Annotated in this window: 4 protein-coding genes; all 4 read right to left on the bottom strand. The window is 33.0% G+C overall.

The window, feature by feature from the left end; translation table 11 throughout:
- Positions 1-208 precede the first annotated feature (208 nt).
- A complete protein-coding gene (locus KO500_RS15535) occupies positions 209-712 on the bottom strand; it encodes a hypothetical protein (RefSeq protein ID WP_215957480.1) in 504 nt (167 codons plus the stop codon).
- 3 nt (positions 713-715) lie between these two features.
- Positions 716-1,627, bottom strand: a complete 912-nt coding sequence (locus tag KO500_RS15540) for a helix-turn-helix domain-containing protein (RefSeq protein WP_215957481.1) — start codon at positions 1,625-1,627, stop codon at positions 716-718.
- A gap of 9 nt (positions 1,628-1,636) precedes the next feature.
- Positions 1,637-2,587 carry an SDR family oxidoreductase gene (locus KO500_RS15545; protein ID WP_215957482.1) on the bottom strand — a complete coding sequence of 317 codons (951 nt, stop codon included), beginning with the start codon at positions 2,585-2,587 and terminating at the stop codon, positions 1,637-1,639.
- Between the two features lie 317 nt (positions 2,588-2,904).
- Positions 2,905-3,876 (bottom strand): peptidoglycan DD-metalloendopeptidase family protein, encoded by a 972-nt coding sequence (locus tag KO500_RS15550; RefSeq protein WP_215957483.1) that lies wholly within the window; start codon positions 3,874-3,876, stop codon positions 2,905-2,907.
- Between the last annotated feature and the right edge of the window lie 150 nt (positions 3,877-4,026).

A 4,026-nucleotide genomic window follows, 5' to 3' on the forward strand; every position in this document is an offset into this window, starting at 1 on the left:
AGTGGAGCAGGAATGTCTGCTTTACATATTCTTCTAAAAAAGAGGTGGTATGACTTTAAAAGATCTCTTATAAGTACATTGAAAATACACAATTACTTACCGATTTAAAAAATGAAACCGCATTATAAGACGGTTATAAAGGTCATTATTTTATAAATTATTGAGTTGTGTAACGGTTACCGTTGTTGTGTGTAGTTATTTTTTGACTTCATTTTTTTATATCTACCACTTTCAATTCTTTATGGTAGCTTTCTATTCTTGAGTGGGCAGTTCCGTCAACTAACAGAATGACTGTTAACAATGCAATGGCTGTAATACTAATTGCTCTCCAAGTAGGTGTGTTAACAAACAGAATTAATAATGCTGCTATGATAATTAATATTGGAATTACTTTAAATACAACTGTATACTCCTTTAAAGTGCTTTCAGAACGTTCAATTTCGGATTGATAAAAGGCAGATGTATCAGTATTGAGGTCCTTCTCAAATTGTTTAACTCTTTGAATGTTGGTGTAGTAAAGACCGCTACCAATTATCAAAATTAGTATGCCTGCTATCAAAGTCGGAATGATGTAAGCCTTTGCTAAATCTGTTTTCCCTAACTGCCAAAACCCAATACTTGCGATTAAAAATATAATTGCAAAAAGGATGAAGAAACGTGTTGAGAAGATTTCGGATTTCGCCCATTCTGTGGCTAATTTTAATAGTTCCATTGTTTAATTTAGTTTATATTTTTCTCTGTACTCGGTCGGACTTATACCTTCTTTCTTTTTGAATAATCTCGAAAAATAGGGTGGATATTCAAACCCTAATTCATAAGCCACTTCTGAAATACTCTTATTTGGCTGTAATAATATATTTTTTGCTTCATCGATTAAATGTAAGTGTAAATGTTCGGTTGTAGTTTTACCTGTTTCCTTTTTCAAAGTATCACTTAAGTATCGTTGTGAAACCGACATTTTATCTGCGACTTGTTCAATACTTGGAATACCTTTTTCTTGCAACTGTCCTGATTCAAAATATTCATTTAAATACTGATTGAATTGCTCTAACAAATCGTTCGATATTTCTATTCTATTTAAAAACTGCCTTTCATAGAAACGATTTGCATATTTTAACAACGTGTTTAATTGAGAAATAATAATTTCTTTACTGAAGACATCTTGATTATTTTGATATTCAATTTCAATATTAGCAACTATCGATTCTATTTGCTTTTCTTCTTTTGGCGAAAGATGTAATGCTTCATTTACTGAATAGGAAAAGAAACCATATTTTTTAATTTGTTGTGCTAATTCTGTTCCTTTTATAAAATATTCGTGGAAGTTTATTGAAAAGCCTTTTTGCTCAAAAACCACACTATTATCCCATTGTAAGACTTGTCTTGGTGCAATGAAAATCAAAGCTCCATTAGTGAAATCATATTTTGTTCGTCCGTAGTTTAAATCTCCCTTTACATATTTTTTAAAACTTATAGAGTAACAATCATTTGTAATTGGTGGCGAACTTTCTCGTGGACAAGGTAAATAACCTTCGCCTTTTGAGTTAAAAATACTCAACATAGGATGCTCTGGTCGAGGAAGTCCTAAATAATCTAAATAAGATGATAATGTTTTAAAGTGCTCCATAATACAAATTTATATATTCCATTTTACACCTGTTTCTTTTTCAGAAAGTTCCCATAATTTTTTTGCAACAACTTTGTCTTTTGCGTGTGATTCTAATTTATGCGCTCCAACAGGACCAGTCCAATTATTTCTTCCTGTAGGACCATAAAAACTACCTTGGTCTAAATTAGGTTCTGAAGCACACATCAATTGCGGATAAGCACCTTTTTCAGCCGATTGTGTTAATGGCGATAATTTCATTAGATTAAAGATGAATTTCATCATAAAACTACCACTTGTATTTATAAGGTTTGTTCTTGAAGAACCAGGATGACAAGCATATGCTTTAACATCTGATTTACCTGCTTCTTTCAATCTATCCTGTAGTTCATAGATAGATATAATTTGAGCTAATTTGCTTTGACTATAAGCATTATTAGGTGTGTAATCTTTATCCCAATTCAAATCCTCAAATTTGATAGTTTTAATTCCCATATCATATCCCAGACTTCCTACCGTTACAATTCGACCTTTAGATTTTTCAATAAGTGGGAACAATAATGCTTGAAGAGTAAAATTTCCGTAGTAATTCGTTCCCATTTGACTTTCCCAACCGTCTGTTGTTAGCGTCTGTTTAGGTACTTGGGCAATTGCAGCATTGCAAATTAATGCATCGATTTTGGGAACTGTTTTTAAAATTTCTTCTGTAGCCTTTTTTACAGATACTTGCTCTGATAAGTCCATTTGAATATTGGTTATATCAATATCGTTACCCAATTCTTGTTTCAATGTTGCAATGGTGTCTTGTACTTTTTTAGGGTTTCGATTGAGCATAACCACTTTAGCACCTTTTGAAAGTAAAATTTTGGTTGCTTCAAAACCTGTTCCGCTTGTAGTACCTGTTATAACGAACACTTTGCCATTCAGATTTCCGATTCTATCAGGTGTCCATCCTTTTTTGCCAAATTGATTTGTTTTCATTTCCGTCTATTTTTTGTGTTAAAAAATTATAAGACAAAGGTCGGACGGAAGAGGTCTTGTTTTCTTATACAGATTTTCGAATGTCGTATACTTTTTGGTTGAGTTTAATTACACACAACGGTCACGGCTATGGCAAGTAGGGCAGGCAAGGAAACTTTTCGTTTCCGTCTGGTCTGCTAGCCAGAGCTTTTTGTTTTGTAATTATTTTTTCTTTTTTAATTGCCAAATCCAAAAGATTTGGCGGACTTAGTAAGCAAGCCCAAGCGCTTAAATATAGCACTTTATGCCCTATTTGCTATAGGCATTGTTGCCCACAGTTATTTTGCGTTACGTATTTTCTCTCCTTTAATCGGTGAATAGTCATTTTTGGTTTTTCCGTCCACGATTATTTCATTAAAATAGCATTTTGCTCCAGTCGCCACATTCATATCTTTTACGTTCTGAATATGAAAGTGCAGATGTGGTTCAGACGAATTACCTGAATTACCAGTTAGTCCCAAAATTTCGCCTTGTTTTACTTTCTGTCCTTGTTTAACTATGATTGAATGTTGTTTAAAATGTGCAAAAAATAAGTATTCGTTATTCTTGGTTTTAATAATTACTGTATTCCCAGGTACGTAAATTGGATTCAACTCTCCTGGAATATTATCTTCAACTCCATCTACTACCAGTACTACTTCTCCGTCACAAGGTGCAATCAATTCTTTTCCAAAAGCATAATAATCCTTATTGGTGTTTCCGTCAGTTTTATAAGATTTTCCGTTCTCGTCAGTAATCACGAAATCAAAAGCGTTTTTTTGAGCTTTACTTTCAACGTGGTAATTTAATTCAGCTGTATCTCCGCCCCAAGTTACTGTCCATTTATCTTTGAATGGAAGAATTAATTTGGTTGAATTCCGTACTATTTTTGGTAGATTATCTTCTTTAAAAGGTTCAATGTAAAGTCCATTTATTTTTAATTGATTGTCTGTTGATATATTGACTGCGAAAACACCATTATCAAAAGTGGTTTTGTAGGAAGCAAAACTACCTCGAACGTATTTAGTGAATTCACGAGCATTTATTTTCCCAGCTTGTGTTTTTAGTCCAACAAGAAATTCGTTCGCTTGTTCTTTTGGTAGCGCACTTTTCATATCGTTAGAAAACAATTCAAATATTCCATTATACTCGTTTGAATTAAAAAAACTTTCAAACTTTGCAGAAATATTTTTGTCATTCGCTTTCTCCGTTTGAGCAAAACTCAAAGTCGAGGCTAAATGTAAAATGATAAGTAAAAATGTTTTTTTCATAATTGTGGGCAACGGCTCGTATAAGAATAGTTGCGGGTTTACATGCGAGGATTTTCCGCAGGAAAATCAGACGTAGTAAACTTGCAACGACCTTTGGTTAAGCCCAAAATTGAGCAATTATTTTTATACATTGTGCCTGTTGCACAAGTT

Origin of the sequence: Cellulophaga baltica, from assembly GCF_018861125.1 — a bacterium.
Lineage (GTDB): Bacteria > Bacteroidota > Bacteroidia > Flavobacteriales > Flavobacteriaceae > Cellulophaga > Cellulophaga baltica_A.